The sequence below is a fragment of the Pseudomonas gingeri genome, from assembly GCF_013385425.1.
In the GTDB taxonomy this organism is placed as follows: domain Bacteria; phylum Pseudomonadota; class Gammaproteobacteria; order Pseudomonadales; family Pseudomonadaceae; genus Aquipseudomonas; species Aquipseudomonas gingeri_D.
In genome coordinates this window covers 13,268-39,317 of the sequence record NZ_JACAQA010000007.1, presented here as the reverse complement: position 1 = coordinate 39,317, position 26,050 = coordinate 13,268, and the positions used below count along the sequence as shown (strand labels likewise).

The window sequence follows — 26,050 nt, the reverse complement described above, 5'->3', positions numbered from 1 at the left end:
TCATTTGATCAAGGACTATCAGCATGTTGAAAAAAACCGGATTGACCCTGGCGGTCTGGGCGGGCCTGTTCTCTTCGTTCGGCGCCCTGGCGGCCGAGCCGCTGCGGGTGGCGGCGGACCCGGTGCCCCACGCACAGATCCTCGCGTATGTGCAGAAAATCGACCCGCAGTTGAACCTCAAGATCATCGAGATTCCCAGCGGTGTGAACTCCAATGAGCTGCTGGCCCATGGCGATGTCGACGCCAACTACTTCCAGCACCTGCCGTACCTCAAGTCCCAGGAGCAGGCCCTGGGGCAGAAGTTCGTGGTGGCGGCGACCGTGCATATCGAGCCGCTGGGGATCTATTCGCACCGGCACAAAAGTTTTGACCAGGTGCCGCAAAAAGGTACCGTCGCGCTGCCCAACAATGTCACCAACCTCAGCCGCGCGCTGTACCTGCTGCAAGACAATGGCCTGATCAAGCTCAAGCCCGGCTTCAATGATCCGGCCATTGACCAGGCAACGCCCAAGGACATTGCCGAGAACCCGAAACAGTTGAAGATCCTCGAGATCGAGTCGCCGCAGTTGCCCCGCGCCCTGGATGATGTCGACCTGGTGGTGATCAACGGCAACTACGCGCTGGAGGCCGGACTGTCCCCGGCCAAGGATGCCCTGGGCCTGGAAAAGGCGGCGAACAATCCCTACGCGAATATCCTGGTGACCACTCCGAAACTGCAGGCTGACCCTCGGATCAAACAGCTGGCCAAGGACCTCAACTCAGCCCAGGTGGCGGAGTTCATCACCGACACTTACTCGGGCTCTGTGATTCCGGTGACGGTCGCGGACCGCCAGCCATGATCAGCGTCGAGCAGTTGAGCAAAAGCTACGGCGAAGGACAGGCGCCGGTCCTCGACCAGGTGTCCCTGAGCATTCCGGACGGTGCGATCTACGGGATTGTCGGGCGTAGCGGTGCCGGCAAGTCGACCTTGCTGCGTTGTCTCAATCTGCTCGAGCGTCCCAGCAGTGGACGCGTGGTGATCGACGGCCAGGACCTGACGCTGCTGTCCGACCAGGCATTGCGCCAACAGCGCCAGCGCATCGGCATGATCTTCCAGGGATTCAACCTGCTGCATTCGCGCAATGTCTTCGACAATATCGCCGTGCCGCTGGAGATCGCCGGTCTCCCCAAGGCCGCTCGCCAGGCGCGGGTGCGCGAGCTGCTGGATCTGGTCGGCCTGGGGGGCAAGGCCGAGGCGTTTCCTTCGCAACTGTCCGGCGGGCAGAAACAGCGGGTAGGCATCGCCCGGGCCCTGGCTGCGCGGCCGGCCTATCTGCTCTCGGATGAAGCCACCAGCGCCCTCGACCCGGAAACCACGGCATCGATTCTTGAGCTGTTGCGCGATATCAATCGCCGGTTGGGGCTGACCATTGTGCTGATCACCCATGAGCTGGACGTGATCAAGTCGATCTGCGATCACGCGGCTGTGCTGGATCAGGGGCGGCTGCTGGAGTCCGGGCCGCTGGAAAGATTACCGGCCGAGCGGGATTCGTCTCGCGATCGCTCCTTGCTGTCGAGCTACAACCTGCCGTTCAAGAGGGCCGTCCCAGCGCTGAAACTGGCCAAGGTGGTGGATTTTCTCAAGCAGCGCGGGGGCAGGGCTGAGCCGTCATGAATCGAACCGTCGACTGGAACGAGATTTTCCAACTGCTGCTCAATGCCACGGGCGAAACGCTTTATATGGTGCTGTTGGCGGGATTGTTCACCTTGCTGATCGGCTTGCCGCTCGGCGTCCTGCTGTTTGTCAGCCGCCGCCGTGGCCTGTACCCCATGCCTCGCTTGAACAGCAGCCTCAGCGCGCTGGTCAACCTCGGCCGCTCGCTGCCGTTCGTGGTGATGTTGATCGCCTTGATTCCACTGACCCGGCTGATTGTCGGCACCACCCTGGGCAGCACCGCCGCCGTGGTGCCGATTACCATCGGTGCCTTTCCGTTTTTTGCCCGTATCGTCGAGAACGCCATGGATGACGTCGACAAGGGACGGATCGAAGCGATCCTGTCCATGGGCGGTGACATTCGCCATGTGATTTTCAAAGTACTGTTGCCCGAAGCCCTGCCGGCCTTGCTGGCGGGGATCACCCTGACGCTGGTGATGCTGATCGGCTTTTCATCCATGGCCGGGGTCATCGGCGGTGGCGGTTTGGGGGATCTGGCGATTCGTTATGGTTATCAGCGCTTCAACAACCAGGTGATGGTCGCCACGGTGATCGTGTTGGTGATTCTGGTGCAGGGCGTGCAAAGCCTGGGTGACCGATTGGTACGTTCCCTGGCGCATCGGCGCTGAGCCGCTTGCTCAGTCCTGATTCCTTGAGATCGGCGACTGCATCCTGGTGGTCCGAGAGGGCAGAGTGGGGAGACCGAAGTCGATTGCCAGGCTCTGCTTTCAAGAAGCGGGGCTGGATTTGAATACACCGCTGAGGACAAACGCATAGCGCTCCGGACGGATAAAAAAGGTGGTCCGGTCACAGCAGCGGCCATCGGCAAAATACGAGGTGCGCTCCATCACCAGCAGCGCCGCGCCACGTTTCACATTCAGGGTATTGGCCAGGTGCTTGTCGGCTTCCTGGGCGCGAATCGCCATATCGGCGCGGGTGACCGGGGCGCCGGTGATCGATTCCAGGATCGAATAGATCGGGCGGTTCTCGACAGCCGTCCACACTACATTCGCCAGTTCGGCCGGCAGATGGCTGCGGCCCAGGGCGATGGGGTCGTCGTCGACAAAGTGCAGGCGCTCCAGCAGCAGGCACTGGTCGGTCTCCGCAAACAGGGCGTGCAGCGCCTCGGGCACCGGCTGCAACTGATGATCGAGGACCCGCATGCTCGGCTTGAGGCCTTGCAACAACAGCGCCTCATGAAAACTGCGCAAGGCATCGAGACCATGGCGAACCTGCTTGGCCGCGACGAAGGTGCCTTTGCCTTGCTTGCGTTCCACCACGCCGTCGTCGCTGAGCTTGCCCACGGCCAGGCGGATGGTCACCCGGCTCACCGCAAAGCGCTGGCCCAACTCGGCCTCCGAGGGCAGCTTGCCACTGGGTTCGTAGGCGCCGCGCTGAATCTCCTCCAGCAACTGATGGGCTATCTGTTCGTAGAGCGAGGTGGTGCTGTCACGAAGAATGGGCGTGGACACTGCGGGGTTCCGTGATCTGAGAAGCCTGGCGCCCGGCGGAGCCTTCACTTCTAAGGTTATAAAAATCGGTTATTGGGATGACTTGTATTAATACGTATTATGTCAGGTATTCCCATTGTAGACGACCTGACGACACTTGCCATGCCAGAAAACCTCCTTCGTGCGCCGCAGCCAGCCGATGCATTGAGCGTCGAGCAGATCAGCTTCAGCTACCCCAATGGTCATCGGGTGTTTTCCTCCTTCAGTCTCAGTGCCGCCCCCGGTGAGTTTGTCGCAATTCTCGGGCCGTCCGGCTGTGGCAAGACCACCTTGCTGAACCTGTTGTCGGGGTTTGTCCGACCGCAGGCGGGGCAGATCCGTTTGAACCAGGCCACGGTGAGTCCGGAGCGTTCGGAGTTGGGTTATGTGTTTCAGTCGCCGCAGTTGTTTCCCTGGCTGACAGCCCTGGAAAATGTCCGTTTCGGCTTGCGCATGGCCGCTGATAGCAGCGAGTCGCAGCAGCGCGAACAGGCCATGCAGTACCTGCGCCTCGTCGGCTTGGAGCAGGCCGCGCAACGTTTGCCCCATCAGCTTTCCGGCGGGATGCAGCAACGGGTCTCGCTGGCTCGTACCCTGGCGCTGGAGCCGGAGGTCTTGCTGATGGATGAGCCGTTCGCCGCACTGGATGCCATCAGCCGTAACCACATGAATGAAGAAACCCTGCGCATCTGGGCCGAACTGGGCCAGACCGTATTGTTCATTACCCATGACATCGACGAAGCGGTGTTCCTGGCGGACCGGGTCATCGTCCTCAATATTGCCCCGGGCGGTATTCACAGCGAACTGAAGATCCAGCTGCCACGGCCACGCTCCAATCTGAAAACCCGCCGCCTGCCGGCTTTCCTCGATTACCGCAATGAACTGATGGAGCGTATTTCCCAGGTCATGGCGCTGTCCGAGGCCCGTGTTTCCTCTCCCTCTCCCTGCCTTGAACTCGAGTCGATCCAATGATCAAACGTACGCTGCTTGCCCTTTCATTGTCGGTTGCCGCCATGGCCGGCAGTTCATTGGCCGTCGCTGGGGAAGCCAAGCCGCTACGGGTGGGGTATGTCTTCGCCATGGCCAACGCCCCGGCATTGATCGCGGACAAGGAGGGGTACTACCGTGACGAAGGCCTGAACGTGGATCTCCGGGCGCTGGGTGATGGTCCGGTGATCCAGCAAGCGCTGGCGGCCGGTGAGCTGGACGTGGCCTATGTCGGTACGCCACCGGTGTACCAGTGGTTTTCCCGAGGCTTGCAGAGCCGGATCCTGGCCAAGGTCAATTACGGCCAGGCGGCGGTGATCGTCGACAGCAAAAGCCCGATCAACGCCCTGGCCGAGCTCAAGGGTAAAAAACTTGCCGGGGTGAAGAAGGGCAGCGGCATGGACGTGCTGCTGCGCGGCTATGTGCTCAAGGAAAAAGCCGGGCTCAACCCTGACCATGATCTCGATATTATCGACATGCCCCCCGGCAATATGAACGCGGCCCTGGAGCGTGGCATTGTCGATGCGGCGTTCTCCTGGGAACCCTTTGTCAGCCAATCCTTGCTGCGGGGTTCGAGCCGGGTCCTGTTCGATGTCAACCAGGCCTTGCCCCAGTACCCCTGGTACGTGGTGATCGCGCTGCCGAAAACCTTGCAGGAACGCCCGGACGACGTGGTCAAACTGCTGCGCGCGCATCGCAAGGCCATTGCCTTTCTCAACGAACATCCTGACGAGTCGAACCGGATCATCGCCGAGGCATTCAAGCTTGAAGCGGTGCAAGGGCCGGACGGCAAGACCATCGCCCCGGAAACCATCGTTGCCCAGGCCCGTACCCGGCTGGGGTGGTCGGCGGACCTGGAGGCCACGGACATCCAGTTTATCCAGCGCCTGATGAACTACTCCCATGACCTGGGTTTTATCGACACCACGCTCAAGACCGAGCAGATCGTCGACACCTCCTACCTGGAAAAAGCTTCGCGCTGAGTCTGCCCATGTCCTTGCCAAAACCGAATTGGGGATGGGCCTCGCTGCCGTTCCTGCTGTTGATCTGGGTGGCCCTGGCCAGTCGTTTTCCCACCTACATTTTGCCGCAACCCTGGGACGTCGCCCGCGAGGCCCTGCGTTGGTTGGGCGACGGCTCGCTCTGGCAGCACCTGCAAGCCAGTGTCCTGGAAGAGCTCGGCGGGTTCTGCGCGGCGGTGATTGTCGCCGTACTGCTGGGGGCGGCGGGTGGGTTGTCTTCGCGCTTGCGTGACTTTATCGCACCACTCAACAGCCTGTTCATGGCCATCCCGCCGATCGCCTGGGCGCCGCTGATCATGATCATCTTCGGCCTGGGTTATGTGTCCATCGTGCTGGTGATCTTTATCGCCGCGGTGTTCCCCATGGCGGTGACGATCCAGGAGGGCGTGCAGGGCATTCGCGGCGGGGAAGTTCGCGCGGCCCGCACGCTGGGGGCCAGCCCCTGGCAGTTGCTGGCCCATGTCTACCTGCCGGCCTCGCTGCCGTTTGTCACGGCGGCCCTGCGCATCGGCTTCAGCCAGGGTTGGCGGGCGCTGGTGGCGGCGGAAATGATCGGCGCCTCCCGGGGCATCGGCTGGATGGTCTCCACCGGTGGCCAGATCGGCAACAGCAGCCAGGTGCTGCTGGGCATTGTCCTGATCGGGCTGACCGCCTGGCTGATGGAGAGTTTTGTGTTCCGGCGCATCGAGCGTCATTACCAGCAATGGCGCGAGCAATAAGTCGCCGGTGCCCCTTTCAAACCTTCGCTGAACCCATACGAGGTGTCATGTGAGTAACCAGTTCGATCCCCGCGAAGCCGGGCACTACATTGCCCCGCAAGGCCTGTATGAACGCAACAAGCAACGCCCCTTCCTGGGGGCGATCAGCTGTGATCGGCAGACCCTGGTGGCCGGCCAATGGGACGAGATCACCCTGGTCTACGAGGTCGGTGGCAGCGGCTTGGCGGACGGTGCCTGGTTGAAGCTGGCGTTCAAGTTCTACTCCGACTGGGCGTTGTTCCAGACCTCGAACCCGGCCGGTCCCAACTACGTCAGTGCCGAATATCAGGCCGGTGAATTGGTGCCGGGGCAGAGCCAGGCCACGGTGCAGCACCTCAAGGTGCGCTTTGACCAGAAGGGCCATGAGCGGCCGTTCCAGAAAGCCGTGATCATCGATATCGTCGACGGATACCTCAATCCTGGCGACCGTATCGTCATCCGCCTTGGTGACCGACGCCAGGGCGGCGCGGGTACGCGGGTGCAGAGTTTCGTCGAGAAGGACTTCCGTTTCCGCTTGTTTATCGACCCGCTGGGCAGCTCGAAGTTTGCCGAAGTGCCGGGTGATCCGTTGCTGGATATCGTCCCGGGACCGGCGCAAAGCGTGCAACTGATCGTGCCGCGGCTGGTCAGCGCGGGTGAAGCGTTCGACGTGCTGCTGCGGGTCGACGATGCCTGGGGCAATACCTGTCGCCAGCTGCCACTGGAAGGGCTATTGACCCTGACCGGTCCTGAAGGCGAACAGCGGCAACAGCCGTTCCGCCTGGCGGCCGAGGGTTGGGCGATTGCCCGGCTTGAGGGGTTGAAGTTCGGCGCGGTAGGCGAGTGGCGCTTGTCAGCGGAGGTGCAGGGGGCGTTTGTGCGCGGGGCCCGGGCCTTTGTGACGGTCGACCCGGCGGGTACGGCATTGCGTCCGCTCTATGCGGACCTGCATGTGCATTCCGACGACACCGTGGGCACCAATGACACCTTGTACAATCTCAGTTATGGCCGTGACGTCGCCGGGCTCGATGTGCTCGGTTATACCGCCAACGACTTCAATATCACCGAGCAGCGCTGGGACCAGGCGGTCAAGTTGATCCACGAGCTCAATGAGCCGGGTCGCTTTGTCTGCTATCCCGGGACCGAATGGTGCGGCAATTCCTGCGCCGGCGGTGACCGCAATGTGGTGTTCCTGCACGGTCGAAAGCCGGAGTTTCCTTTCGACAACCAGGGGCGATTGGTTCGTTCCTTCGAATGGAACGAGTTTACTGCCGGGACCATCAAGCCCGGTGCCTGGCCGGTGGACGAGCTGTATGCCGCCTATGCCAAGGACCCCGAAGGCCATCTGATGATGCCGCACGTGGGTGGGCGTCGTTGCAACCTGGATTGGCATCATCCGGAGCTGGAACGTCTGATTGAAGTGGGCTCGGCGTGGGGGCAGTTCCATTGGGTCTACGCCGAAGCCTTGCAACGTGGATATCGGGTGGGGGCTGCCGCCAACAGCGATGAACACCAGGGCCGTTGCGGCGGCGGTGTGCCGGCCACGGCGGTGTTCGGTTCCCGTGGCGGGCTGACCGGGGTGGTCGCCGACAGTTTTGACCGTGACAGCGTCGGCAAGGCATTGCGTGCCCGTCGTACCTTTGCCACCACCGGCGAGCGCTCGTTCGCCAGCCTGCGCCAGGGTGCGCACTTTATGGGTGAGGTGTTCACTGCACGGGCGGATGCGAGCCTGGATTATCGCTTGCTGGGGGAGGCGGGTTGGGAGCAGGTCGAGTTGTTCGACGGCGAGCAGCGGGTCTGGTCGCGCAACCTGCATGAGGAACTGGGTTTCTCGGGGCACGGCATTCGCCTGCGGTTGGGTGGTGCACGGATCAAGGACCGTTATCGCGGTGCCTACTGGACGGGTGAGATCCGGGTCACTGGCGCGGTGATCAAGGGCTTCCGCGCATTGGGTCTCGATCATCCCGAACAGACCGTGTGGCGCAAGGATGCAACGACACTGGCGTTTCGCACCGATACCAATGGTGATACCGACAGCATCGAGATCGATCTGTCGCAACTGGCGGGGGCGACCTTGCAGATTCACAGCCGTATCGATAATTACATCAAGGTCGGCGACCCCTCCGAGCCACAACCTTATGTGCATGCGCCGACGGTGCTGATGGAGTTGTCCGGTGAGCAACTGCTGGCCCAGGGGCAGGTAATCGAGGAACTGCCGGGGGCGGAGTTGAAGGTGTCCCTGGAGCGGACAACCGACGCGTTGTTGCCGCGAGAGGTGCAAGGGCGGATCGAGCTGGCGGCGTTGCGGTTGGAGGCGGGGCGTGAGCATCCGTTGTTTATCTGTGCGCGGCAGCGGGATCAGTCGAGGGTCTGGACTTCGGCGTTGTTTTTGACGGTGTAGGCCGGCCAGGAAGCGCAGGGCGCCAACCATCCAGGGCTGGCGCCTTGGGTTGAAACAGGGTATCTGTTTGGGCATCGCGAGGATGCTGGACTCAGGAGCGGATGATGGCCAATACACCGGATAACGATGAAGCCCTGGAGGTCCAGCGGATGTGCGAGGTTGCGCAGTTGTACTTGAAGAGAACCCTGACACCCCGGGAGGTTGAAGAGATCGTCGCTTTTGTGGCGGCTAAAAGGGCGCGGACGGAAAGTCGCCAGAAGGGATGATGAATGAGCCTTTACAGGTTTCGTGTCTCGTCAGTATTCGAGGTGCGTATGCCTGCGATCCTGTTCATCTGTATCTATCTGGCGCCCTGGTGGCTTGATAGAGTTTGAGGCTCTTCTCGGCAAGGAACGGCTCCATGGACCTGACTGCTATCCCCTTCGGTACGACTGATTGGTCGACTATCGAGCCCGTCGCCCATCCGGGCCAGACAGGCACCGCCTATTGGCGGACCTGTCAGTTTGGCGCTACCCGTGTGCGGATGGTCGAGTACAGTCCCGGATACCTGGCCGACCACTGGTGCTGGAGAGGGCATATCCTGCTGTGCCTGGAGGGTGAGTTGGACACGGAGCTGGAAGATGGCCGTCGGTTTACACTGGCTGCGGGGATGAGCTATCAGGTCGGCAACAATAACGAGGGGCATCGTTCATCCACTACCAACGGGGCCAAGTTGTTTATTGTGGACTGAGCACGTCGTCTAATATGGCTGCGGTTATTTCCTTAAGAAATTGCATGGCCTGGAACTGGGGGAGCTTGACCGTCCGTTGAAATGACTTTCAAAAAAACGCTCAAGACAGTTGCTCCCACAGGTATTGTGTTTGCCCCTATGATCAGTAGAGGGACCTGGGCCTGCAGAAAATGGCTCGCAATGGTTCCGGAGCAAATCGGTTCAACCGATCCGGTCAGGACCATGCACCGTTCCACCGTCACATTCCACCTCGACGGTATCGTCCAGAAGGCCACGGCGAAAGAAGGTGCAGTGCGGATTGCCCATGCTGCACGTCATACGGGGCCTGTTTTTCCGCCTTATTTTATCTTGGGCATATCCAGTATGGATCTGATAAAGGCGTCGTCGGCATTGACCAGGAGTTCAGACACGTACCACTGGCCTTGCACCTGCCTGAAACCGATATGAATACCGATTAATTGCCCGTCATCGCGTTCGATCAGATAGGCTCTGTTTTCAAACACTTCACCTTTGGTCTCTTTGGGGGTCAAGTGTATTTTGTATATTTCATGTTTCCCGAGCCAGGCGGAAAGTGTGTTCTGGCTTTTGGAGATGAGATCCTTCTCCTTGGTTTGCCACTTGTCAAAGTGTCCGGAAAAAGCCTTGCTCCAGCAATCCGAGGCCAACTTGTTTTCAATGCACTGACTGTATTGGTTCTCGAACTCGTCTTTGTAGGCAATGGCGTCGTTGGCGTAGGCGGAACTTGCAGTTGCCAGGAGGGACAGGCAAAAAACAGCTTTCTTGAACATTCTGATCTCATCTTGAATTTAGGGATTTGCCTTTCGGTTCAACCCTGTCTTGCTTAGCCACCGGCATTCGCTTTCGCTCTTGCAGCCACCGATGGATCACGCGTCGTGGTCCTACAGTACCTCACCAGGTTCAGGAGTGGATAGTCGGCTTCGGAAGCCGGCGATGACAGCGCGCCCGGCGCTGTCATCGCGGTGCCGGGAGGAAGGGCTCGATCAGGCCGCGTTGGCTTCTTTCTTCAGGCTCTTGATGTCAATCACGAAACGGTATTTGACGTCGCCCTTGAGCATGCGGCCATAGGCTTCGTTGATGTCCTGGATATCGATCATCTCGATATCCGAGACCAGCCCGTGCCTGGCGCAGAAGTCCAGCATGTCCTGGGTTTCCTGGATGCCGCCGATCAGGGAACCGGCGAGGCTGCGGCGCTTGAAGATCAGGTTGAACACCGAAGGCGAAGGGTGCGGACTGTCGGGGGCGCCGACCAGGGTCATGGTGCCGTCGCGCCTGAGCAGGGCGAGGAAGGCGTCCAGGTCGTGGGGCGCGGCCACGGTGTTGAGGATGAAGTCCAGGGTGTTGGCGAACGCGGCCATTTCATCCGGGTTCTTCGACACCACGACTTCATCGGCGCCCAGGCGCAGGCCGTCTTCGCGCTTGTTCGGCGAGGTGGTGAACAGCACCACATGCGCGCCCATGGCATGGGCGATTTTCACCGCCATGTGCCCCAGGCCGCCGAGACCGACCACCCCGACTTTTTTGCCAGGACCGACTTTCCAATGGTGCAGCGGCGAATAGGTGGTGATGCCGGCACACAGCAGCGGCGCGACGGCTGCCAGATTGGCTTCACCGTGGGAAATGCGCAGGACGAACTTTTCCTTGACGACGATATTGTCCGAATAACCGCCATAGGTGTTTTCACCGCCGAACACCGGGCCGTTGTAGGTGCCGGTGAAGCCGCTCTCGCAATATTGCTCTTCACCTTCGACGCAGGATGCACAGTGCTGGCAGCTGTCGACCATGCAGCCGACACCGGCCAGGTCGCCGACCTTGAATTTGCTGACATTGGCACCGATCGCGGTAACCCGGCCGACAATTTCATGCCCCGGTACCGACGGGTACAAGGTGTTGTGCCATTCATTGCGCGCGGTGTGCAGGTCGGAGTGGCAGACGCCGCAGTAGAGGATCTCGATCTGCACATCATCGGCGCCGGGAGCGCGACGTTCGAAGGTGAAAGGCTTGAGTGAATCCTTGGGATTTTGGGCCGCGTAGCTATACGTCTTGGTCATGGCGTCGTCACCTTGGGTTTCATGGGGCAGGAAATAACTTGACCAGCATAGCCACTGAATCGTTCAGGCGGATGACGATCCTGAGACAGGAAGACAAGCCGGTCTATCCGTTTCCGCAAGCCCCCCCCCGATTGGCTCAGCCCTGCCACATGGACAGTTCGACGTCTTCGGCGAACGGCGTGGACAGGTAACCCTCGGCAGGATTGCGCACCCGTGCCAGGTACTCGGGGCTATGGTCGGCATTGTCGGCGATGATAAGCGCGCCAGGCCGCAGGCGGCTCTGCAGCAGGCCGAGGATCTCGGGGTAGAGCGCCTTGGCACCGTCGAGCAGGACCAGGTCGATGCTTTCCGGAAGGTCGACACTGAGGGTTTGCAAGGCATCGCCCTCGCGGATATCCACCAGGTCGAGCAGCCCGCCGAGCGCCAGGTTGTTCCGTGCCCGTAGCACCTTGGATGGCTCGAATTCGCTGGTGATCAAGCGGCCGCCGCCATTGTCCCGCAGGGCGGCGGCGAGGTGCAGGGTCGAGAGGCCGAACGAGGTGCCGAATTCGACAATGGTCCGTGCCGTGCAACTGCGCGCCAGCATATACAGGAGTGTCCCGGTCTCTCGCGAGACCGCCAGGGGAAAATCCTTCAGGCGGGTATAGAACTCGAGGTAGTCGGTCTTGCTGCGCATCAGGCGCACGCGCTCTTCTTCCGAGATATTGCCGGCGGCGACGAGGGTTGGCCAGGTTTCATCGGCCTCGGCGAACAGGCGGTCGAGCAGGGGCGCGAGGGGGGCTTGGGTCAGGGTTTTCATGGGATTTTCCAAGTGGGGTCGGTGAGGGTTTATAATGCGAATAAACCTTCATGTTTTCTATTCGCATTGCGAGCCTTGCCCATGACCGATCGCCCAAGTACGCGGATTTCCTCACGTAAACAGCCCAAGCAGGCTCGATCCAATGATCTGGTCGATTCGATTCTGCAAGCGGCTATTCAGGTTTTGGCGAAGGAGGGCATGCGCCGCTTTACCACTACGCGGGTGGCTGAGCGGGCCGGGGTCAGTGTCGGTTCGGTGTATCAATACTTCCCGAACAAAGCCGCGATCCTCTTCCGCCTGCAAAGCGATGAGTGGCGCGAGACCAGCGAGATGCTGCGCGGCATCCTTGAAGACACCCGTAATCCGCCGCTGGAACGGTTGCGTCTGCTGGTTCACGTCTTTATCCGCTCCGAATGCGATGAGGCCGAGGTGCGCGTGGCACTGGATGACGCCGCGCCGTTTTATCGCGATGCACCCGAGGCGCAGGAGGTAAGGGCGGCGGGCAAACAGGCTGTCGAAGTGTTCATGCGCGAGGTACTGCCCGAGGCCTCGGACGCGACCCGGGCCGTGGCCGGCGATCTGATCAAAGTGACACTCAGTTCGGTGGGCAAGCAGTTTTCGGAAAGCCCACGGACTCCGGCGCAGATCGAAACCTATGCGGATGCCATGGCCGACATGTTTTGCGCCTACCTGCGGGGCCTCGGACACTGTTGACAGCCCTCGTCGGATCAGGCCGCCTGATCCAGCACCTGGTCATCCCGTTCGGTATCGCTGTTATTCTCGACCGAGCTCCGGTCGAGAAACAGAAACACCACGGCGGCCGTCAGCACGGTGATAGCCGTCAGTACCCACAGCAAGGTGCTGAACGCGGCACTGTAGCCCTCGGCCAATGCCGCGCGTCCGGCGGCGGGCAGCAATTGCATGGCGCCGGCAAGATCGCCGGTGGCCAGATGCTGTGCGGCGCCAACGATATCGGGTGTCGCCGTGCCGCCGAGGTGGCTGGCGGTGAAGGCCGACAGCAGCGCCATGACGACGGCAATGGCCACCCCTTCACCGGCCACCCGGGTGGTGCTGAAAATACCGGTGGCCATGCCGGCGCGCTCCTTGGGCACCACGCTGACCGCCATGCCATCCATCAAGCCCCAGGGCAGGCTGATGCCGACACCGATGACGAACATGGGCCAGGCCAGCGCGGTGGTACTGCTGCCCACCGGTACATGGCCCAGCCAGAACAGCCCGGCGGCACACACCAGCAAGCCACTGCCGCACAAGGTCGAGGGCGACAACCAGCGGGTCAGGTAGCCGGCGACAATCGGCAATACCAACAGTGGTGCCGACAACGCCACCAGCAACCAGCCGGCGGCGATCTCGCTCATGCCTTCGATGCCGACGAAACGGATCGGCAGCAGGATCAGCAGCACCACAAAGGAATAGGCCGGTGCGGCCGCCAGCAACTGCACGCCGACGAAGCGCGGGAAGCGGAACAGTGTCAGGTCGAGCATCGGCTGGGCGACCCGCTGTTCGATGATGACGAAGGCGGCGAAGGACAGCAGCGCGACGGCGAACAACCCGAGCACCAGCGGATCGGCCCAACCGCTTTCCGGCGCCTTGAGGATGGCAAAGGTGAAGATCCCCAGCGCCCAGGTGAAGGTGATCGCACCGGGCCAATCGATGCCGGCCGCCTCGGGGTTGCGCGACTCGTTCATATAGCGCGTGGCCAGGATCAGTGAAATCGCCGCCAGCACGGTGATCAGCAGGAAGATCACCTGCCAGCCGAACGCCTCGATCATCACGCCGGCGGCCACGGGACCGAAGGCCAGGCCGATACCGAAGCTGGTTCCGACGAAACTGAACGCCCGGATGCGTCCCGGGCCTTCGAAGACTTGGGCCAGGGCGGCCATGCCACTGGAGAAGGCGGCCGCGGCGGCCAGTCCCTGGGCTGCGCGCAGGACGTCGAACAGTGCCAGGTCAGGGGCGAAGGGTAAGGCCGCGGCGAGCAGGGCAAAAGCGCTGACGCCGCCGATAAAGACTTTCTTGCGGCCATAGTTGTCAGCCAGCGCGCCGGCCAGCATCAGGCAACTGCCGAAGGTCAGCATAAAGGCGTTGGTGACCCAGTTCAGTTCCATCGGCGAGCCGCCGAAGGTGCGGCTGATGGCGGGCAGGGCCACGGCCGCCGCGGTGAAGTTGAAGGGCATGGTGATGGCCGTGATGCAGACGGCCAGCAGTATCAGCCTCTGTTGAAGCAAGAGTGGAGTGGGCATCTTGAGAGATCCTTGTAGCGGGCGGGTGTATCTGCCCTGGGTAAGCGAGACGACGGCCGCGATTTGCTGGTTTGTCCGGGCTGTCGGAACATGCAAGGATTTTAATGAGCGGGTAATCTGGCAAAAAGCGGTAAAAATTCCGCTCATATCGGAATAAAAGGATCGAATAGGAGGCGGCAGGTGGATCGACTGAGTGGCTTGATGGCCTTTATCCGCACGGCCGAACTGGGCAGTTTCGTCGCGGCGGGCAGGGCGTTGGGGCTGTCGGCTTCGGCCGTCGGCAAGGGCGTGACCCGGCTTGAACAGCAGTTGGGCGTGCGGCTGTTTCAACGCTCGACCCGCAGCCTCAGCCTGACCGACGAGGGCCGGGTGTTCCAGGAGCGTTGCCGGCGCATCCTCGATGACCTCGACGATGCCCAGGCGACCTTGTCGCAGTCCACGGAAATCCCCCGTGGGCGCTTGCGCATCAGCATGCCGGCGGCCAGCTATCATCTGTTCCAGTCGGTACTGACGGCGTTCATGGCGCTATATCCCGATATCGAACTGGACCTCGACTTCAGCGACAAACTGGTGGATGTGATCGAGGAAGGCGTGGACATCGCTATTCGCAGCGGCGAACTGCCGGACTCGCGGCTGATGAGCCGACCGTTGCCGGGCGTGCAACCAGTGCTGTGCGCCGCGCCGGCTTATCTGGAACGCCATGGCACGCCGCAGACCCCGGCTGAACTGGACGATCACCTGGCGGTGCGTTTTCGCTACTTCAAGAATGGCAAGCTGCTGGACTTTCCGTTATTGCGCGAGGAGGGCGCGCGGGAGCCACGGACCCGCACGGTGATGATCAGCAACAATATGGAAATGGTGCTTGCGGCACTGCTCAAGGGCTTTGGTCTGGGCGTCATCCCGGATTTCCTGGCCCGCGAGGCCCTGGCCGACGGCTCGCTGCGCTGCCTGCTGCATGGCTATCTGATCCCTCCGGACAGCATGAGCATCGTCTGGCCTTCGAGCCGTCAGCTGTCGCGCAAGATTCGCGTGTTCGTGGATTTCATGTGCGAGCGGCTGGAGCAGGAGGCGGTGCAACTGCGCGCGACTCTCGCGCAGGAGTGTCTCTATGCCCGCAGGAGCGAGAGTCCGCTGGCTCGCGATGGAGCTGAGCGCTGATCCCGTACCTCAGTCATTGCCGAGCAATGAGCGGGCGAAGTCATCCGAGGCGATAAAGTCCAGGGTCTTGCGCAGTTGCAGGGATTCCTCCGCACCGAACGCCTGCTCGAAACGGCACGACATCCGCTGGGAGATCTGCCGGGCTTCTTCGTATTTGCGCAGGCCTTCCTCGGTCAGCAGCACGCGCCGGCTGCGCCGGTCGAGCTCGTCCACCTGCAACACCACCAACCCGTCGCGCACCAGCGGCTTGAGGGTATGGCCGAGTGCAGAAAGGTCCATCACCAGGGACTGGGCCAGGTCACGCATTTTCGGCCGGTCGGCGCGGGCGATATGCGACAGCAGGGAATACTGGGTAGCTTTCAGGCCGCAGGCTGCGAACGCTTCGTCATAGATTTGTCCCAGGCGCCGGGACGCACGGCGCACAGCACCGTTCGCGCAACTGCTGGTCTGGGGGCTGTCAAGACTGGGTGGCGCACATTTCAAGGACTGATCACTCTCTAATGCAAAGGTCGAGCCAGTAATTATGCCTGTGACCGCCTCGAGAACAAGGTTTTTTCAGGTCATGGTCGAAAACGGCCTATCTGACAAGAAATATACTTGCGTATGCCTCTAAGATCTATATCGTGGCATATACCTCTTTATGACCTGGATGTCAGGGCAATTTGCCCGGGTGGAAAAGGCGACAGGGCAGAAGCAGGGCGCTACGGCCAGCGTCCCTCTCGCCTGCATCACGTACCTTCTTCCGTGTTCAATCCCCTGTCTGGATCACACCTATGCTGAGCCTTGTGCGCATTGCATTACGGCGCCCCTACACCTTCCTGGTGTTGGCTATCTTCATCCTGATCGTCGGGCCGCTGGCCGCCTGGCGTACGCCGACCGATATCTTTCCGGAAATCCGCATCCCCGTGATTGCCGTGATCTGGCAGTACACCGGGTTGCCACCGGATCAGATGGCCGGCCGTATCACCTCGCCCTTCGAGCGGGTCCTGACCACCACGGTCAACGACATCCGCCATATCGAGGCGCAGTCGCTGAACGGTTTCGGCATCGTCAAGGTGTACTTCCAGCCGGGGGTCAATATCAGCACCGCGAACGCGCAACTGACCTCGGTGTCCCAGGCGATCCTGCGCAACCTGCCACCCGGCACCGTGCCGCCCTTGATTCTCAATTACAGCGCCTCGACGGTCCCTATCGTGCAACTGGCGTTATCGGGTAACGGGCTCAGCGAACAGAAGCTCGGCGACCTGGGGCTCAATACCGTGCGCCTGTTGCTCACTTCGGTGGCCGGTGCCGCCGTGCCTTATCCGTTCGGCGGCAAGACCCGCCAGGTGCAGATCGACCTCGATTCAGCGCGGATGCAGGCCCGCGGGCTTTCGGCCCAGGACGTCGCCACCGCCCTGGCGACGCAGAACGTGATCACTCCGGTGGGCACGCAAAAGATCGGCAGCTACGAATATATGCTGCAACTGAACAACGCGCCTTCGGACTTCCGCGACCTGGAAAACCTGCCGATCAAGACCGCAGACGGTACCACGGTATTGATTCGTGACGTGGCGACGGTGCGCGACGGCAACCCGCCGCAGACCAATATCGTCCACGTAAACGGCAACCGCTCGGTGTTGATCCCGGTGCTCAAGACCGGTTCGGCCTCGACCCTGGGGGTGATCGCCGGGATCAAGGACAAGCTGGCCGAGTCCAAGGCGGCCTTGCCGCCGAACCTGAATATCGACCTGATCGGCGACCAGTCGCTGTTCGTCCGTGCGGCGATCAGCGGTGTAGCTCGCGAAGGGATCATTGCCGCGGCACTGACCAGCCTGATGATCCTGCTGTTCCTCGGCAGCTGGCGTTCGACGGTGATTATCGCCGTGTCGATTCCGCTGGCGATCCTGTCCTCGATTGCCACCCTGTCGATGCTCGGCGAGACCCTCAACATCATGACCTTGGGCGGGCTCGCGCTGGCGGTGGGGATCCTGGTGGACGATGCCACGGTGACCATCGAGAACATCAACTGGCACCTGGAGCACGGCAAGCCGGTGGAGACGGCGATACTCGATGGCGCCGCGCAGATCGTCACGCCGGCGTTTGTCTCGCTACTGTGTATCTGTATCGTGTTCGTACCGATGTTCTTCCTCGACGGGGTTGCGCGTTTCCTGTTCGTGCCGATGGCCGAAGCGGTGATCTTCGCCATGATCGCCTCGTTCATTCTCTCGCGGACCCTGGTTCCGACCCTCGCCAACTACCTGCTCAAACCCCATGTACATGGGGATGACGGGAAGCCCCATGTAGCGCCGTCGAACAATCCGCTGGTGAAGTTCCAGCGCGGCTTCGAGGCGGCTTTCGAGACCTTTCGCGGGTATTACCACGGGGCCCTGGAAGGTGCCTTGCAGCATCGGCGTACGGTCGTGGTGGCGATGCTGGCCTTTGTTGTGGCCTCGTTCGCCCTGGTGCCGTTCCTGGGGCGCAACTTTTTCCCCGAGGTCGACTCCGGGCAGATCCTGCTGCACGTGCGCGCTCCGGTGGGCACACGGGTGGAGAGCTCCGCGCAGCTGATTGCCGAGATCGAGAAGTCGGTCCGCACGATAATCGAGCCCGAGCAACTGGCCGCGCTGGTGGACAATATCGGCTTGCCCATCAGCGGTATCAACACCGCCTACAACAACACCGGGACCGTGGGCTCCCAGGACAGCGATATCCAGATCAGCCTGAAAGAGGGACATCGACCAACCGCCGAGTACATAAAGGAACTGCGCGAGACCCTGCCCCGTGAGTTCCCAAATGCGGTGTTCTCGTTCCCGGCCTCGGACATTGTCGGGCAGATCCTCAACTTCGGCTCTTCGGCGCCGATCGACCTGCAGATCAGCGGTAACAACCTGGCGGCCAACTTCACCTACGCCAGTAGCCTGCTGCGTGATATCCGCCGGGTCCCCGGCGTGGTGGATGCGCGTCTTCAACAGTCGCAGCAACTGCCGACCTTCAAGATCGATGTCGACCGGACCCGGGCGCAACTGGTCGGCCTGACCGAGCGTGACGTCACCAATAGCCTGGTGGTCAACCTCGCCGGTTCCAGCCAGGTGGCGCCGACGTTCTGGCTCAACACGGCCAACGGCGTGTCCTACCCGATCGTCCTGCAGACACCGCAATACAGCCTCGACAGCCTGGCAGCCCTGCATAACCTGCCGTTGACGGGTAATGCCAGCGCCGCCGCGGACCAGACCCTCGGCGCCCTGGCGTCGATCGAGCGCAGCCATAGCAACTCGGTGGTGACCCAGTCGGATATCCAGTCGGTGGTGGAGATCCTGACCTCGATCCAGGGCCGTGACCTGGGCGGGGTGTCCGCGGATATCCAGAAGATCATCGCGGCCCATGCCAGCGACATCCCCACCGGTTCGAAAGTACAGTTGCAGGGCCAGGTGCAGACCATGAACTCGGCCTTCAACGGCCTGCTGTTCGGCTTGCTCGGCGCGGTGGTGCTGATCTATCTGCTGATCGTGGTCAACTTCCAGTCCTGGAGCGATCCGTTCGTGATCATCACTGCCTTGCCGGCGGCCCTGGCCGGGATTGTCTGGATGCTCTTCGTGACCCACACGCCGCTGTCGGTGCCGGCCCTGACGGGGGCGATCATGTGCATGGGCGTGGCCACGGCCAACGCCATCCTGGTGGTGAGTTTCTGCCGCGAACGCCTGGCCGAACACGGCGATCCGCTCAAGGCCGCCCTGGAAGCCGGTTTTACCCGCCTGCGCCCGGTGCTGATGACCGCCATCGCGATGATTATCGGCATGGCGCCGATGGCCCTGGGCCTGGGGGAGGGCGGTGAGCAGAACGCACCGTTGGGCCGCGCCGTGATCGGCGGCCTGGGCTTCGCCACCATCGCCACGCTGTTCCTGGTTCCACTGATTTTCAGTCTTGTCCATGGGCGCGATGCGCGCGCCGCATCACCTGCCATTGCTGCTCAAGGGGTCTGACATGTCCACCGATACCACCGTACCCAATCCGACCCCCCGCGCACGCTCACGCCGTGGTTTGATCGCTCTTGTGTTGGGACTGGCGTTGCTGGTCGCCGTCGTGGTGCTGGGCATCAGCGTGCGGGCCAACGAGTCGCGGGAGCTGAAAACCTGGACCAACGCCCAGGCGCTGCCCAGCGTCAACCTGATCACCCCGGGCGTCCAGCCCCAGGGGCCGGTCCTCAATCTGCCCGGGCGGATGGAGGCGTATTCGCGGGCCTCGATCTTTGCCCGGGTCAACGGTTACCTCAAGTCCTGGAAGGTCGATATCGGGGCCCACGTCAAGGCCGGGCAACTGCTCGCCGAGATCGATACCCCCGAGCTCGACCAGCAACTGCTACAGGCCCGTGCCAACCTGGCCTCGGCCCAGGCCAATGCCACGCTGGCGCAAACCACGGCCAAGCGCTGGCAGGCGATGCTGGCGTCCGATTCGGTGTCGCGCCAGGATGTCGATGAGCGCACCGGCGACCTGGCGGCGAAACTGGCCAACGTCAAATCGGCCCAGGCCAGTGTCGAGCAGTTGGTCGCGACCAAGGGCTTCCAGCGCCTGACGGCACCCTTCGACGGCGTGGTCACCGCGCGCTCCACCGATGTCGGCGCCCTGATCAGCGCCGGTGGCAGCGCCGGGCGGGAGTTGTTTGCCGTTTCGGATGTCAGCCGCCTGCGGGTCTATGTGCAAGTGCCGCAGACCTTCTCGCCGCAGATCCGCATCGGCACCACGGCCCGGCTCACGGTGCCCGAGTACCGCAAGGAGTCGTTCAACGCCCGGGTGATCGCCACCGCCGACGCGGTGACGGCGGCTTCCGGCAGCACCCTGGTGCAACTGCTGGTGGACAACCCCGGCGGTCGCCTGTTGCCGGGTGGCTACACCAGCGTGCAGTTCGACCTGCCGGTCCAGGCCGATGTGCTGCGCCTGCCGGCCAGTGCCCTGGTGTTCGATGAGCACGGCATGCGGGTCGCGACCCTCGACAAGAACGATCATGTGCTGTTCAAGACCATCAGCATCGCCCGCGACTTCGGCGATACGGTGGAAATCGGCAGCGGCCTGGACGCCGGCGACCGGGTGATCGACACGCCGCCCGATGGCCTGGGCGACAACGATGCGGTGCGGGTGGAGGCCAAGCCCCATGGCTAAGCGCAGCCTGCTGTGGCCATTGGGCCTGTACCTGATCGCCAGCCTTGGCCTGGGCGCCTGCTCGCTGGCGCCGGAGCTGAAAGTGCCGAAGACCCCGGAGCCCGGGCAGTTCCATACCCAGGGCCCGTGGACGCTGGCCACGCCCGACGATCAGGCCAGCCGGGAAGGCTGGTGGCGGATCTACAAGGACCCGCAACTGGATGCGATGCAGCAGCAGTTGCTGGTCAACAACCCGGACCTGAGTGCTGCCTTGGCGCATTATGTCCAGGCCAGGGCGTTCGTCGACCAGACCCGCTCCGGGTTGTTTCCCAAGGTCGAGGCGATCGGCAATGGCCAGCGTATACGCCAGTCGGATACGCGCCCGTTGCGCTCGGCCACGTCGCCGAATGTCTACGACTCGGCAACGCTGGGTATCGAGGTCGACTATGAAGTCGACCTCTGGGGCCGCGTGCGCGACACGGTCGCGGCCGGTGTCAGCGAAGCCCAGGCGTCACAGGCCGACCTGGCCTCGGTACGCTTGAGTCTGCAGGCCCAGTTGACGGACAACTACATCCACCTGCGTGGCCTCGACTGGCAGAACCAGTTGCTGAGCGAAACCCGCGATGCCTATACCAAGGCGCTGAGCCTGACCGAGGGGCTGCACGGTGCTGGGATCGTCTCCGGCCTGGATGTGGCGCGGGCCCGTACGCAGTTGTCCTCGGTCAAGTCGCAGTTGAGCCAGAACCGGGTCCAGCGGGCGCTGATCGAGCATGCAATTGCCGCGATGCTGGGGGAGTCGGCGTCGACCTATGCCATTGCCTCGAACACCGCGCCGATTGCCTTGCCCAGTGTGCCCACGGGCCTGCCTTCGACGCTCTTGCAACGGCGTCCTGACATCGCTGCCGCCGAACGTCGGATCGCCGCGGCCAACGCCCGTATCGGCGTGGCCAAGGCCGCCTGGTTCCCGGCGATTACCCTGAGTGCCCAAGGGGGCTATCAGAGTGACGAGTTCGCCAACCTGCTGACGGCCCCGAACCTGTTCTGGGCGATTGGCCCTTCGCTGGTGGCGACCCTGTTCGACGGTGGTGCGCGCCAGGCCCAGGTGGATATCGCCAAGGCCGCCACCGATGAAGCGGCGGCCAAGTACCGCAGCGTGGTGCTCGGTGCCTTCGAGCAGGTCGAAAACAACCTTTCGACCATCGCCGGGCTCGACAACGCCCTGGTCGACCAGCGAGACGCAGCGGCGGCCGCACAGTATTCCGAAGACCTGTCCCTGGCCCGCTACCGTCAGGGCGCCGTGGCTTACCTGGATGTGGTGACGGCGCAGGTCGCCTCGCTGGAAGCGCGGCGTTCGGTGCTGGAACTGCAGACCCAGCAGTTGAGCGCCAATGTCGGCCTGATCAAGGCGCTGGGCGGCGGTTGGAATATAGCGCAGTTGAACGGCAAGCCCGAGGTTGCAGTCAATCAGGCAGCAGCAGGCAGCACCACGGCACCCCATTGAACCCAAGGAGTCTATCGAGCATGACGAACCCATCGGAGTATCTGCCACCCAAGGTCTGGACCTGGCACACCGAGAATGGCGGGAAATTCGCCAATATCAACCGGCCGATTGCCGGTGCGACCCACGACCAGGACCTGCCGGTCGGACGTCACCCGCTGCAGTTGTATTCCCTGGCCACGCCCAATGGCCAGAAGGTCACCATCCTGCTCGAAGAGCTGCTGGCCCTCGGTCACTCAGGGGCGGAATACGATGCCTGGTTGATCCATATTGGTGAAGGCCAGCAGTTCGGCAGTGGTTTTGTCAGGGTGAATCCGAACTCGAAGATTCCGGCGCTGATGGATTACAGCGGTGCAAAACCGATCCGCATCTTCGAGTCGGGGGCCATCTTGCAGTACCTCGCCGAGAAGTTCGGCGCGTTCTTCCCGACCGAACCCGCGGCCCGGGCCGAATGCCTGTCCTGGCTGTTCTGGCAGATGGGCAGCGCGCCGTACCTGGGCGGTGGTTTTGGGCATTTCTATGCTTATGCGCCGACCAAGATCGAATATGCGATCGACCGTTTTGCCATGGAAACCAAGCGTCAGCTCGATGTGCTCGACCGGCAACTGGCGGTCAGCGAATACATCGCGGGCAGCGAGTACAGCATCGCCGACATGGCGATCTGGCCCTGGTACGGTGGTCTGGTGAAAGGTCGGCTCTACGAGGCGGCGGAATTTCTTTCGGTACAGGATTACCGGCATGTCCAGCGTTGGGCCGATGCTATCGACGCACGTCCCGCCGTGCAACGTGGGCGCATGGTCAACCGGGTGTCCGGGGAGCTCTCCGGGCAGTTGCGCGAGCGCCACGATGCCAGCGATTTCGCTACCCGCACCCAGGACAAGCTGGCTGTTGCGAGCGAGTAACCCTGTCGATAGCGGCGTCTAAGCAAGATGATGAGGTGGCGTGCGCTGGCCGCCCGGGTGAGGACGTGACAAGCTGGAGCGTGCTTATTATAATTTGATTATCATAAGCCGCTTCAGAGTGTCGGTATCTCCATGGAAAGCAAGACTGCACGCTTGACCGTACTCATTGATCCGGTCAAGAAAAAGGCCCTTGAGGAGCTTTGCGCTGCCCAGGACCTGACGCCGTCCCAGGTGGTCCGCCAGTTGATTCGCGACTACCTGGAAACCCACGGTGTTTCCTATTCGACCCAGAGCAAGACCGCCGGCAAGGTGCAATGACACGGCCGTTCGACGCCGGGCAGACAGGCTTTACTGCCCGGGTTCACGGGTTGCGGTCAGTGCCGAATTGAAGTCGGCATGATAGTGCCCAGGCCCCAGCGCCTGGAGTATCCCGGCCTTGCGCAGCTTGCCGAGGACTTTCTCGTTGGCTTCGCACAATTTCACGACAATGTCTCGGCCATGTAGCTGCTCGATGACTTCGAGCAGGGTCTGCAAACCCGTGATGTCCATGAAGGGCACGTGATTCAGGCGAATGATCAGGGTCCCGGGATCGGTGTGGGTTTGTGCCAGCACCCGTTCGAAGGTCTCCGCCGCCCCGAAGAACAGCGGCCCCTCGATGCCATACACCAGGACATTGGGCGGTAACTCGACCTGGCCGTTGAGGCGCAGCTCGACCTCCAGGTCCTTGCCGACCATTTTCTGCACTTCCACCGAAGACGCCATTCGCCGCATGAATTGCAGCATGGCGAGAATGACGCCGATATTCACGGCGATGGTCAGGTCGCTGAAGACCGTCAGCAGGAAGGTGATCAGCAATATCGCGATATCGGCCCGTGGCGCCCGCTGGAGCATGCGCTTGAAGTGCTTCAGCTCGCTCATGTTGTAGGCCACGACAAACAGGATGGCCGCGAGGGCACACAGCGGGATATTCGAAGCCAATGGCGCCAGGAAGGAAATCAGCAACACCAGGGTCAGTGCATGGGCCAGGCCGGCGAGGGGGCTGTTGCCGCCGTTGCGGATATTGGTCGCCGTTCGGGCGATGGCGCCGGTCGCGGCAAAGCCGCCGAACAAGGGGCTGAACAGGTTGGCGATGCCCTGGCCGATCAATTCCTGGTTGGAGTCATGCCGGGTGCCGGCCATGCCGTCGGCGACCACCGCCGAGAGTAACGACTCGATGGCGCCCAGCATGGCGATGGCGAACGCCGGGCCGATCAATTCGATGATTCGCGGCAGGGTCACTTCCGGCAGGCTCAAGGTCGGCAACCCCTGGGGGATCCCGCCGAAGGCGCTGCCGATCGTGGCCACCCCGGGAAACTGGAAAAACGACTGCATGACGGTGGCGACCACCATCGCGACCAATGGCCCGGGCACGCGTTTCATACCGGGGAGCCTGGGCGTGAGCAATACCAGCAGCAGGCTCAGGCATGCCAGCAGGGTTGTTGCCGGGTGAAGCTGCGGCAGCGCTTGAAGCAGGTGCCAGAGCTGTTCATGAAAATGACCGGCGGCGACTTTCGGCAGGCCGAAGAAGTCTTTCCATTGTCCGACCCAGATAATCACGCCGATACCGGCGGTGAAGCCTACGATCACCGGGTCGGGGATGAACTTGATAATGGCGCCGAGCCGGGTGATCCCGAGCAGCAGCAGGATCGCCCCGGCCATGAGCGTCGCTATCTGCAGGCCGTCAATGCCGTAGCGGGCGCTGATACTGGCCAGGATCACGATAAAGGCACCGGTGGGGCCGGCGATCTGTACCCGGCTGCCACCGAACAAGGACACCAGCAGGCCGCCGACAATGGCGGTATAGATGCCTTGTTCGGGCTTGACCCCCGAGGCGATGGCAAAGGCCATGGACAGCGGCAGCGCGACGATTCCCACGATGACCCCCGCGACCAGATTACGCGGCCAGTGCTTGCGCCCCAGCAATCCGGATTTCCACGCTTCTCGTATCGCGATCATGACGCTTGCTCCACGGGGGTCATGTGCATAACATTAACATATGATGATAATAAAGCAGCAATAGGATTCTGTAGTCCCAGCCGATGCCGGAATCCTTTCTGTCCGCCGTCGTTGAATCAACGGGAGCGTCCGGAAAGCAGCCGTAGCCAGGGCGGTAGATGCAAGGCGCCCATGATCAGGTACATCGTCACCATGCCGTCGAGGGCAAAGGTTCCCTGCATCGACGAGCAGGCCATCTGCGTGCCCGGGCTGAGGGCCGTGAGCAGTGCCATGCCGGCGAAGGTTGGGGCCGCGGCCAGGCACATCCAGTCGGCAATGCTCAGCGCATTGCCGGCTGGCGCTCCGTTCGATCGATCTTCATTTGTTCGACTGGACAAGAGCATGTTGCTTACTCCTGATCGTATTCGTCGTGGCGGCGCCACCAGATACCCTGCTCGTTGCGGCCCTTGGGCGCGCGGTCGAGCCACTGGTACATGCCCCAGATACCGTCCAACCCACGGGCATAGCTGGAGTAGGTGTGGTAGATCTCGCCCTCTTCAAGCACGAAGGCGCTGAGACCGGGCCGTTCGCGAATGAAGGTGGCTATGTCGGTGCCGGTGGCGGCGGCGGTCCGGGCAATCGGACTTTCACTACCTTGCAGTTGCCACTCCTTGACGGTCTGGCCTCTCTGTGGCCCCGCCAAAGGCGCCTCGCGCAGGTAGTTGTAGACGATGCCGCCTTCGCGCTGCTGCTCCTCGCTGAACCAGACATTGAAGTCACTGTTGAAATCGCTGCCGAACGAGCTGGCCCAGTCGAAGCTCCAGCCCATGCGCTGCTTGAACGCCTGCAGCTTGGCCAGCGGTGCCCGCGAGATGGCGGTAAAGGCGACGTCATGGTGTTCGAGATGGACAACGATGCCATTGAAACCATCGGCGATCGACGAGCAGGATGGGCAGCCGGCGCTGTAGTCAGGCCCGAACATGAAGTGATAGACAAGGAGCTGCGAGCGACCCTTGAACAGCTCCAGCAGTGAGACGTTGCCCGCCGGGGTATCGAAGCGGTAGGCCTTGTCGATCCGTACCCAGGGCAGTGCCTGGCGTCGCCGGGCCAGGGCGTCGCCGCGCCGGGTCAGTTCTTTTTCATCGGCCAGCAGGTCGAGTCGCGCCGCCAGCCATTCTTCGCGTGTGCCAATCTTCTGTGTGCTCATCATGGTT

25 protein-coding genes are annotated in these 26,050 nt (G+C 62.1%); 16 read left to right on the top strand and 9 right to left on the bottom strand.

Features of this window, described 5'->3' with window-relative positions; genetic code table 11:
* The first annotated feature begins 23 nt into the window (after window positions 1-23).
* Genes HX830_RS12610 through HX830_RS12600 form a run of 3 tightly spaced genes read left to right on the top strand, consistent with a single transcriptional unit; the run spans window position 24 to window position 2,322 of the window.
* Entirely contained in the window at window positions 24-839 is an 816-nt protein-coding gene (locus HX830_RS12610; RefSeq protein WP_177100466.1) for a MetQ/NlpA family ABC transporter substrate-binding protein, read from the top strand.
* Window positions 836-1,654, top strand: coding sequence for a methionine ABC transporter ATP-binding protein (locus HX830_RS12605; RefSeq protein ID WP_103498113.1), 819 nt, complete (start codon window positions 836-838; stop codon window positions 1,652-1,654). The genes HX830_RS12610 and HX830_RS12605 overlap by 4 nt, the downstream gene beginning before the upstream one ends.
* Complete coding sequence (locus HX830_RS12600; protein WP_103498112.1) at window positions 1,651-2,322, top strand: methionine ABC transporter permease; 672 nt, start codon at window positions 1,651-1,653, stop codon at window positions 2,320-2,322. Before HX830_RS12605 ends, HX830_RS12600 begins: the two co-directional genes overlap by 4 nt.
* A gap of 99 nt (window positions 2,323-2,421) precedes the next feature.
* Here the strand turns inward: HX830_RS12600 and HX830_RS12595 are convergent, their stop codons facing one another.
* Window positions 2,422-3,165 carry a GntR family transcriptional regulator gene (locus HX830_RS12595; RefSeq protein ID WP_103498111.1) on the bottom strand — a complete coding sequence of 248 codons (744 nt, stop codon included), beginning with the start codon at window positions 3,163-3,165 and terminating at the stop codon, window positions 2,422-2,424.
* Between the two features lie 141 nt (window positions 3,166-3,306).
* On the opposite strand from HX830_RS12595, the gene HX830_RS12590 reads away from it, so the two are divergent.
* The 6 genes from HX830_RS12590 to HX830_RS12570 all read left to right on the top strand — a co-directional run bounded on the left by HX830_RS12590 (window position 3,307) and on the right by HX830_RS12570 (window position 9,060).
* Entirely contained in the window at window positions 3,307-4,155 is an 849-nt protein-coding gene (locus HX830_RS12590) for an ABC transporter ATP-binding protein (protein ID WP_152738656.1), read from the top strand.
* Window positions 4,152-5,153, top strand: coding sequence for an ABC transporter substrate-binding protein (locus HX830_RS12585; protein ID WP_152738659.1), 1,002 nt, complete (start codon window positions 4,152-4,154; stop codon window positions 5,151-5,153). The genes HX830_RS12590 and HX830_RS12585 overlap by 4 nt, the downstream gene beginning before the upstream one ends.
* Window positions 5,154-5,161: 8 nt before the next feature.
* Window positions 5,162-5,911, top strand: a complete 750-nt coding sequence (locus HX830_RS12580; RefSeq protein WP_152738662.1) for an ABC transporter permease — start codon at window positions 5,162-5,164, stop codon at window positions 5,909-5,911.
* Between the two features lie 49 nt (window positions 5,912-5,960).
* Window positions 5,961-8,330, top strand: coding sequence for a hypothetical protein (locus HX830_RS12575; RefSeq protein WP_177100463.1), 2,370 nt, complete (start codon window positions 5,961-5,963; stop codon window positions 8,328-8,330).
* A 104-nt stretch (window positions 8,331-8,434) separates the two neighbouring features.
* Entirely contained in the window at window positions 8,435-8,596 is a 162-nt protein-coding gene (locus tag HX830_RS31890; protein WP_218171277.1) for a hypothetical protein, read from the top strand.
* Window positions 8,597-8,730: 134 nt separating this feature from the next.
* Window positions 8,731-9,060 (top strand): DHCW motif cupin fold protein, encoded by a 330-nt coding sequence (locus HX830_RS12570; RefSeq protein WP_177100461.1) that lies wholly within the window; start codon window positions 8,731-8,733, stop codon window positions 9,058-9,060.
* A 338-nt stretch (window positions 9,061-9,398) separates the two neighbouring features.
* On the opposite strand, the gene HX830_RS12565 is transcribed toward HX830_RS12570, so the two are convergent.
* The 3 genes from HX830_RS12565 to HX830_RS12555 form a co-directional block, all read right to left on the bottom strand.
* Window positions 9,399-9,848 carry a hypothetical protein gene (locus tag HX830_RS12565; RefSeq protein WP_152738669.1) on the bottom strand — a complete coding sequence of 150 codons (450 nt, stop codon included), beginning with the start codon at window positions 9,846-9,848 and terminating at the stop codon, window positions 9,399-9,401.
* A 213-nt stretch (window positions 9,849-10,061) separates the two neighbouring features.
* Complete coding sequence (locus tag HX830_RS12560; RefSeq protein ID WP_177100459.1) at window positions 10,062-11,129, bottom strand: NAD(P)-dependent alcohol dehydrogenase; 1,068 nt, start codon at window positions 11,127-11,129, stop codon at window positions 10,062-10,064.
* 136 nt (window positions 11,130-11,265) lie between these two features.
* Complete coding sequence (locus HX830_RS12555; protein ID WP_177100457.1) at window positions 11,266-11,928, bottom strand: O-methyltransferase; 663 nt, start codon at window positions 11,926-11,928, stop codon at window positions 11,266-11,268.
* A gap of 81 nt (window positions 11,929-12,009) precedes the next feature.
* On the opposite strand from HX830_RS12555, the gene HX830_RS12550 reads away from it, so the two are divergent.
* Window positions 12,010-12,642 carry a TetR family transcriptional regulator gene (locus HX830_RS12550; RefSeq protein WP_177100455.1) on the top strand — a complete coding sequence of 211 codons (633 nt, stop codon included), beginning with the start codon at window positions 12,010-12,012 and terminating at the stop codon, window positions 12,640-12,642.
* A 14-nt stretch (window positions 12,643-12,656) separates the two neighbouring features.
* Here HX830_RS12550 and HX830_RS12545 read toward each other — a convergent pair whose 3' ends face one another.
* Window positions 12,657-14,189, bottom strand: a complete 1,533-nt coding sequence (locus HX830_RS12545) for an MFS transporter (RefSeq protein ID WP_177100453.1) — start codon at window positions 14,187-14,189, stop codon at window positions 12,657-12,659.
* Between the two features lie 180 nt (window positions 14,190-14,369).
* On the opposite strand from HX830_RS12545, the gene HX830_RS12540 reads away from it, so the two are divergent.
* Window positions 14,370-15,347, top strand: a complete 978-nt coding sequence (locus HX830_RS12540) for a LysR substrate-binding domain-containing protein (RefSeq protein ID WP_177100451.1) — start codon at window positions 14,370-14,372, stop codon at window positions 15,345-15,347.
* A 9-nt stretch (window positions 15,348-15,356) separates the two neighbouring features.
* On the opposite strand, the gene HX830_RS12535 is transcribed toward HX830_RS12540, so the two are convergent.
* Complete coding sequence (locus tag HX830_RS12535; RefSeq protein WP_371317491.1) at window positions 15,357-15,770, bottom strand: MarR family winged helix-turn-helix transcriptional regulator; 414 nt, start codon at window positions 15,768-15,770, stop codon at window positions 15,357-15,359.
* 350 nt (window positions 15,771-16,120) lie between these two features.
* On the opposite strand from HX830_RS12535, the gene HX830_RS12530 reads away from it, so the two are divergent.
* The 5 genes from HX830_RS12530 to HX830_RS12510 all read left to right on the top strand — a co-directional run bounded on the left by HX830_RS12530 (window position 16,121) and on the right by HX830_RS12510 (window position 23,180).
* Window positions 16,121-19,309: an efflux RND transporter permease subunit gene (locus tag HX830_RS12530; RefSeq protein ID WP_177100449.1), complete on the top strand. Its 3,189-nt coding sequence runs from the start codon at window positions 16,121-16,123 to the stop codon at window positions 19,307-19,309.
* A 1-nt stretch (window position 19,310) separates the two neighbouring features.
* Complete coding sequence (locus HX830_RS12525) at window positions 19,311-20,483, top strand: efflux RND transporter periplasmic adaptor subunit (protein WP_177100447.1); 1,173 nt, start codon at window positions 19,311-19,313, stop codon at window positions 20,481-20,483.
* A complete protein-coding gene (locus HX830_RS12520; RefSeq protein WP_177100445.1) occupies window positions 20,476-21,963 on the top strand; it encodes an efflux transporter outer membrane subunit in 1,488 nt (495 codons plus the stop codon). The genes HX830_RS12525 and HX830_RS12520 overlap by 8 nt, the downstream gene beginning before the upstream one ends.
* A gap of 20 nt (window positions 21,964-21,983) precedes the next feature.
* Entirely contained in the window at window positions 21,984-22,862 is an 879-nt protein-coding gene (gene yghU, locus HX830_RS12515; protein ID WP_177100442.1) for a glutathione-dependent disulfide-bond oxidoreductase, read from the top strand.
* A gap of 132 nt (window positions 22,863-22,994) precedes the next feature.
* Window positions 22,995-23,180: a ribbon-helix-helix protein, CopG family gene (locus HX830_RS12510; protein ID WP_103496126.1), complete on the top strand. Its 186-nt coding sequence runs from the start codon at window positions 22,995-22,997 to the stop codon at window positions 23,178-23,180.
* A gap of 30 nt (window positions 23,181-23,210) precedes the next feature.
* On the opposite strand, the gene HX830_RS12505 is transcribed toward HX830_RS12510, so the two are convergent.
* The 3 genes from HX830_RS12505 to HX830_RS12495 all read right to left on the bottom strand — a co-directional run bounded on the left by HX830_RS12505 (window position 23,211) and on the right by HX830_RS12495 (window position 26,043).
* Window positions 23,211-24,857: a SulP family inorganic anion transporter gene (locus HX830_RS12505; protein WP_177100440.1), complete on the bottom strand. Its 1,647-nt coding sequence runs from the start codon at window positions 24,855-24,857 to the stop codon at window positions 23,211-23,213.
* A 116-nt stretch (window positions 24,858-24,973) separates the two neighbouring features.
* Window positions 24,974-25,240: a hypothetical protein gene (locus tag HX830_RS12500; protein WP_103496124.1), complete on the bottom strand. Its 267-nt coding sequence runs from the start codon at window positions 25,238-25,240 to the stop codon at window positions 24,974-24,976.
* 5 nt (window positions 25,241-25,245) lie between these two features.
* Window positions 25,246-26,043: a DUF899 domain-containing protein gene (locus tag HX830_RS12495; RefSeq protein WP_152738702.1), complete on the bottom strand. Its 798-nt coding sequence runs from the start codon at window positions 26,041-26,043 to the stop codon at window positions 25,246-25,248.
* Window positions 26,044-26,050: the final 7 nt, after the last annotated feature.